Raw genomic sequence first — 6273 nt, 5'->3', positions numbered from 1 at the left:
TGTAATCGCTGACACGCCGCCTTCGCGAGCAAGCCCGCTCCCACATTTAAAACTGAGACCGGCTTCCAGAAACCGGTCGGCTACCAGGCCGCCGCGCTTTTGCTTTTGATTTTGATCTTAGGCGCCCCGTTAAACACGCTGGCCGAACGCAGGCTTGAATCCGTGGGTAACCCGGCAGGACGCCGGGTTAGCCGCGCTGGGCCAAGGATGGCCCATCGCGGCGGCCCACGGATTCAAGCCGGAGTGAGGGCACACCGAGCCTAGGCGAGGTGCCGAGTGTTGGGGCAAGAGCGTTTTGCTTACTTTTGCGCTCTTCCAAAAGTGAGCCGCTGTAAGAGCGGAACCATAAGTAGCCGTTACCCAAATAACGGATATACACCCAACCCAATCAAACCCAACCCAACCCCATCAAACCCACCCCAACCAACTCCAGTAAGTCACCGCAAACACCAACATCAACAAATAACCAACAAGCGTCACCAAAACCCCCACCTTGGCAAACTGCCGCGCCGTAAACGTCCCCGTCCCCAGACACACCATATTCTGCGGCGCATTGATCGGCAGAATAAACCCATAACTCATCACAAACCCCAACAGCATCGTCATCCCCAGCCGACTGAACTCCCCCGGCAACGTCTGCAACACCGCAATCAAAATCGGCAGCAGCGCCGAGGTCAACGCCGTCGCACTGGCAAACCCCAAATGAATCACAATCAAAAACGCCCCCAGAATCGCAAACACCCCCAGCGGCCCCACCTGATCCAACCCCGTGTGCGCCACCACCGCAGCCCCCAACCACTGCCCCGCCTGGGTGGTCAACAGCGCCGTGCCCAGGCTGATGCCCACCCCGAACACAATCACCGTGCCCCACGGGATCCGCGACTGCACATCTTTCCAGGTCATCACGCCGATACCCGGCAGCAACAGCAACACCAACCCCGCGTACGTGGTCGAGGTGGTGTCAAAACTGTGCAAACGCCCTTCCGTAGCCCAGGCCAGCAGCAACATCACCGACACCGTCAACAGGCGCTTCTGCGGCCCGGTCATCGGCCCGATATCTACCAGCGATTGCGCCACCGCCTCCTTGCCACCGGGAATGCTGTCGGTCTCCGGCGGCAACAATTTGAGCACCAGGAACAGCAACACCGCCGACATGATCAACGCCCACGGCGCCCCCGCGATCAGCCAGTCGATCCACGACACGCGCTGACCAAGCATCTTGTCCATAAAGCCAACGGTCAGCAGGTTCTGCGCGGCGGCGGTCTGGATGCCAACGTTCCAGATGCTGGTGCCCTGGGCCACCACGATCATGATGCCGGCGGCAATGTTCGAGCGCTTGTCCACGCCGAACGCAGCGATCACGCCCATCATGATCGGCACCACGCAAGCACTGCGCGCCGTGGCGCTGGGCACCACCAGGCTGAGCAAAATAGTCACCGCAATCGCCCCCAGCAGGATGCGTCGGGTGCTGGTGCCGACGCGGCTCAGGGTGACCAGGGCGATGCGCCGGTCCAGGCCGATGTGGGTCATGGCGGCGGCGATAAACAATGCCCCCGCCACCAGCGCCAGCGCCGGGTTGGAGAAGCCGGTCAGCGCCATGCTGATGGCCGGGCTGCTGCCGATAAAATGGGTAGGGTCTTGCAGCGACGGCGCGGTGCCGAGCAGAAAGGCTATCAACGAGGTGATCATGATCGCGCTGGCTTCATAGGACACCGCCTCGGTGATCCATACCACCACGGCAAACGCGAGGATTGCCAGCATGCGATGCCCGGCCACCGGCAAGTCGGCGGGCAGCGGCAACAGCAGCACGCCGGCCATCACCAGCACGGCGACCACCAGGCCCAGGGGTAATTTATAGGATGCCGCGCTCATCGGGTGCTCCAAGGCTCTAGATCAAGCCTTGAGCATGGGGCAAAACCATCTGGGACCTGTTGACCTAGGCCAATAACTGACTCAACACCGCCCGCAACTTGCCGGGTTTGACCGGTTTGTTCAGCAACGGTGCGTCCAGGCGACGCAACGCACGGCGGCATTGGTCAGTGCGATCGGCCGTGATAATGACCGCCGGGATCTTGCAGGCAAAATGCTCGCGCAACTGCTTGACCACCGCACAACCCACCACGCCATGGTCCAGGTGGTAATCCGCCAAAATCAGCTCCGGCGCCCTGCCCTGCAAGGCCAACAGCGCGCCGGCCTGATCGGTGGCGGTGACCACTTCACAGCCCCATTGCCCGAGCAGCGCGCGCATGCTTTCGAGGATGCTCACTTCGTTGTCGATCACCAGCAAACGCCGCCCCGGCAGCGGATTGCCGGTGGTCGGTTGCACCGGCAATTGGCTGATCGGCAACGGCATCTCATCACTCAACGGCACTTCGATGCTGAACATCGAGCCCCGCCCCGGCCAGGAACGCACGGCGATGGGATACCCCAGGATGTCGGCGATCCGCTCGACAATCGCCAACCCTAGCCCCACGCCTTTGCGGTCGGAGGCGCGGCCGACATCGAGTTGGTTGAACTCCAGGAAGATCGCCTGCAGCCGGTCCGCCGCAATCCCGCGCCCGGTGTCCCACACCTCCAGGCGCAAGCAATGGCCACGCCGGCGTGCGCCCAACAGGATGCAGCCATCGTCGGTATAACGGCAGGCATTGCTGAGGAAATTGCGCAGGATCCGCGTCAGCAGCCGCAGGTCGGTGCTGATCGCATAACGCCCGGTGTGCACCCGCAGGTTCAGCCCGGTCGCCTGGGCCACTGATTGGAATTCCGAGACGAGCGGCGCGAACAGTTCGTCGAGGCGATACAGCGCCACATCCGGTTTGACCGCCGCCTGGTCGAGCCGCGAGATATCCAGCAAGTCGGTGAGCAAATCCTCGGCGCCTTCCAGCGCCTGGTGCGTGCGCTCCACAAGCACCTGTTCGACACTGGGCAACTGCCGTTCACGCAACGTGGCGATCAACAGCCGTGCGGCATTCAGTGGTTGCAGCAGGTCATGGCTGGCGGCGGCGAGGTATTTGTCCTTGCTGCGGTTGGCGGCCTGGGCGGCGTCGCGGGCATCGCGCAGGTCCTGTTCGATCTGTTCGCGCTGGGCGATCTGCTGTTGCAGGTTGTGGTTGGCCTCCAGCAGCTCATCGGTGCGCGCAGCCACGCGTTGTTCCAGTTCATCGTTGAGGCGGATGTAACGCTTGCGCTCGGCCTCCAGTTCATCCAACCGCGCGGTGAGCTCCGGGTAATGGCTCTTGCGGGCCGACTGGTCGCTGAGCCCCAGCAGCCCCGCGAGCGCGCGCTGCTGGTCGTCAGAGAGCTTCGCCATAGACGACCTCGACATCACGCTGGCTCGACTCCCTCGGGTTGGTGAGGATGCACGGGTCGCCCATCGCATGCTGGGACAGGAACGGAATATCCGCCACGCGCACCCCATGCAGACCGAGGGTTTCGTGGAAGCCGATGGCGTGCTTCAGCGCGATCAGGTGCTCCACCAGCCGTCCGCAGATCTGCCGGTGATTGAGGCCGCGACAGTCGATGCCAAAGGTTTCGGCAATCACCTTGAAGCGCTCCGGCGCCGAGCTGTAGTTGAACGCCACCACATGCTCGACCAGCACCGCGTTGCACAGGCCGTGGGGCAGATCGAGAAAACCACCGAGGCTGTGGGACATGGCGTGCACCGCGCCGAGGATCGCATTGGAAAATGCCAGCCCCGCCTGCATGCTGCCGAGCATGATTTTTTCGCGCAGGGCAATGTCCGTGGGGTTGGCGATCATCTGCACCAGGTTGCCATTGATCAGGCGCATCGCTTCCAGCGCATGGGGGTCGGTGAGTGGTCCATGGCCGGTGGAGACGAACGCCTCGATGGCATGCACCAGCGCGTCGATGCCAGTGCAGGCAGACAGGAACGGGTCCATGCTGGCGGTGGTTTCCGGGTCGATCAGCGACACGTCCGGCACCACCGCCTTGCTGACGATGGAGAACTTCATGCGTTCCTGCTGGTTGGAAATGATCACGAACTGCGAGACATCCGCCGAGGTGCCGGCAGTGGTGGGAATCAGGATCAGCGGCGGGCTGGGCACGCGAAGGGTGTCGACGCCCTCGAACTCAAGAATGCTGCGCCCGTGGGCCACCACAATGCCGATGGCCTTGCCGCAGTCCATGGGGCTGCCGCCGCCGATGGCGACGATCACGTCGCAATGGTTTTCGCGGTACACCTCGGCGCCGGTCATCACTTCTTCGACGCGGGGGTTGGGTGAAACGGCGCTGTACAGGCAGTAGTCGATGCCGAGGGCTTGCAGGCTGGCTTCCACATCGGCCACCCAACCGGCGGCGATCACGCCGGGGTCGCTGACCACCAGCACCTTGCGCGCACCGAAGGTCTTGGCGTAGTTGCCGACGTTGTGCCGGCAGCCGGCACCAAAGATGATTTCAGGCGAGACGAATTTACGCAGTTGGCTCAGGGTCTGGCTCATTGGAAAGCCTGTTTTTATTATTTTGGAAGAATGCGCTCCACACTAACCGATCCGGCTGCGAATGCAATCAGACCAAAGAGGCATCCTTCCAGCCGCTCCCGCGATCAGCGGCTAGCGAAGTACATCGTGACTTCAAAGCCGATACGCAGGTCGGTAAACGCAGGTTTGGTCCACATGGGGGCAGTCCTCTTGGTGTGCCGGAGGGTTCCGGTGGGGTCATTAATGCATGGGGAGTTGAGGGGGCGAATGCTACTTTCGAACGAACCCATTGGTGCATTCGTCGCCCCCCATGGCTTAGAAGAAGCCCAAGGGATTGATGTCGTAGCTCACCAGCAGGTTCTTGGTCTGTTGGTAATGGTCGAGCATCATCTTGTGGTTCTCACGCCCTACCCCGGATTTCTTGTACCCACCAAATGCCGCATGCGCCGGGTACAGGTGATAACAGTTGGTCCACACACGCCCGGCCTTGATGGCCCGGCCCATGCGGTACGCACGGTTGATGTCACGGGTCCACAGGCCGGCGCCGAGGCCGAACTCGCTGTCGTTGGCAATCGCCAAGGCTTCAGCTTCGTCCTTGAAGGTGGTCACGCCCACCACCGGCCCGAAGATTTCCTCCTGGAACACGCGCATCTTGTTGTGGCCTTTGAGCAGGGTCGGCTGGATGTAATAACCGCTGGACAGGTCGCCCTCCAAGCGCTCGGCCGCGCCGCCGGTCAACAGCACCGCGCCCTCCTCCTGGGCGATCTTCAGGTAGGAGAGGATCTTGTCGTATTGCTGCTCGGACGCCTGGGCACCGACCATGGTCTCGGTGTCGAGCGGGTTGCCGCGCTTGATCTTGACGATCTTCTTCATCACCTCCGCCATGAACGCCTCGTAGATCGACTCCTGCACCAGCGCCCGCGACGGGCAGGTGCACACTTCGCCCTGGTTGAAGAACGCCAGCACCAGGCCTTCGGCGGCTTTTTCGATGAATTGCGGCTCGGCCTGCATGATGTCTTCGAAGAAGATATTCGGCGACTTGCCGCCCAACTCCACGGTGGACGGAATGATGTTCTCGGCGGCCGCATGCATGATGTGCGCACCCACCGGGGTGGAGCCGGTGAAGGCGATCTTGGCGATGCGCTTGCTGGTGGCCAGCGCCTCCCCGGCTTCGCGGCCAAAGCCCTGCACGATGTTGAGCACGCCAGGCGGCAGCAGGTCGCCGATCAGCTCGGCGAAGACCATGATCGACAACGGCGTCTGCTCGGCCGGTTTAAGCACGATGCAATTACCGGCCGCCAAGGCGGGGGCGAGTTTCCAGGCGGCCATCAGCAACGGAAAATTCCACGGGATGATCTGCCCGACCACGCCCAAGGGTTCATGGAAGTGATAAGCCGCGGTGTGTTCATTGATCTCAGCGGCGCCGCCTTCCTGGGCGCGGATGCACCCGGCGAAGTAGCGGAAATGGTCGGCGGCCAGGGGCACGTCGGCGTTGAGGGTTTCGCGCACGGCCTTGCCATTGTCCCAGGTCTCGGCCACGGCCAGCACTTCGAGGTGTTGCTCGATGCGGTCGGCGATTTTCAGCAGCACCAGGGCACGGTCCTGGGCCGAGGTCTTGCCCCAGGCATCGGCGGCGGCGTGGGCGGCGTCGAGGGCCTTGTCGACATCGGCGGCGCTGGAGCGCGGGAACTCGGCAATCACTTCACCCGTCACCGGCGAAGTATTGGTGAAGTACTCACCCTTGATCGGCGCGACAAACTCACCGCCGATGTAATTGCCGTAGCGCGGCTTGAAGCTGACGATGGCGCCGGGGGTGCCAGGTTGGGCGTAGATCATGGTG

At 62.6% G+C, this 6273-nt stretch carries 5 protein-coding genes; all 5 read right to left on the bottom strand.

The genetic code is table 11. The annotated features are described in order from the left end of the window. Nucleotides 1-408: 408 nt before the first annotated feature. The 5 genes from H096_RS15795 to H096_RS15780 all read right to left on the bottom strand — a co-directional run bounded on the left by H096_RS15795 (nucleotide 409) and on the right by H096_RS15780 (nucleotide 6269). Nucleotides 409-1872 (bottom strand): DASS family sodium-coupled anion symporter, encoded by a 1464-nt coding sequence (locus tag H096_RS15795; RefSeq protein WP_033899791.1) that lies wholly within the window; start codon nucleotides 1870-1872, stop codon nucleotides 409-411. A 64-nt stretch (nucleotides 1873-1936) separates the two neighbouring features. Next, complete coding sequence (locus tag H096_RS15790; protein WP_033899790.1) at nucleotides 1937-3307, bottom strand: hybrid sensor histidine kinase/response regulator; 1371 nt, start codon at nucleotides 3305-3307, stop codon at nucleotides 1937-1939. Next, the gene (gene ercA / locus H096_RS15785; protein WP_033899789.1) at nucleotides 3291-4454 is read right to left on the bottom strand and encodes an alcohol dehydrogenase-like regulatory protein ErcA; all 1164 of its coding nucleotides are present in this window, start codon (nucleotides 4452-4454) and stop codon (nucleotides 3291-3293) included. The genes H096_RS15790 and ercA overlap by 17 nt, the downstream gene beginning before the upstream one ends. 104 nt (nucleotides 4455-4558) lie before the next feature. Next, the gene (gene pqqA / locus H096_RS33270) at nucleotides 4559-4630 is read right to left on the bottom strand and encodes a pyrroloquinoline quinone precursor peptide PqqA (RefSeq protein WP_010209364.1); all 72 of its coding nucleotides are present in this window, start codon (nucleotides 4628-4630) and stop codon (nucleotides 4559-4561) included. 118 nt (nucleotides 4631-4748) lie between these two features. After that, nucleotides 4749-6269: an aldehyde dehydrogenase family protein gene (locus tag H096_RS15780; protein ID WP_033899788.1), complete on the bottom strand. Its 1521-nt coding sequence runs from the start codon at nucleotides 6267-6269 to the stop codon at nucleotides 4749-4751. Nucleotides 6270-6273: the final 4 nt, after the last annotated feature.

Source organism: Pseudomonas sp. FH1, assembly GCF_000510895.2.
GTDB lineage: Bacteria > Pseudomonadota > Gammaproteobacteria > Pseudomonadales > Pseudomonadaceae > Aquipseudomonas > Aquipseudomonas azotoformans_A.
This window is presented reverse-complemented; position numbering and strand designations above follow the sequence as displayed.

Bases quoted from the DNA above. Each gene is read 5' to 3' on its own strand.
- H096_RS15795 (WP_033899791.1), bottom strand. From the start codon at position 1,872: ATGAGCGCGGCATCCTATAAATTACCCCTGGGCCTGGTGGTCGCCGTG.
- H096_RS15790 (WP_033899790.1), bottom strand. From the start codon at position 3,307: ATGGCGAAGCTCTCTGACGACCAGCAGCGCGCGCTCGCGGGGCTGCTG.
- ercA (WP_033899789.1), bottom strand. From the start codon at position 4,454: ATGAGCCAGACCCTGAGCCAACTGCGTAAATTCGTCTCGCCTGAAATC.
- H096_RS15780 (WP_033899788.1), bottom strand. From the start codon at position 6,269: ATGATCTACGCCCAACCTGGCACCCCCGGCGCCATCGTCAGCTTCAAG.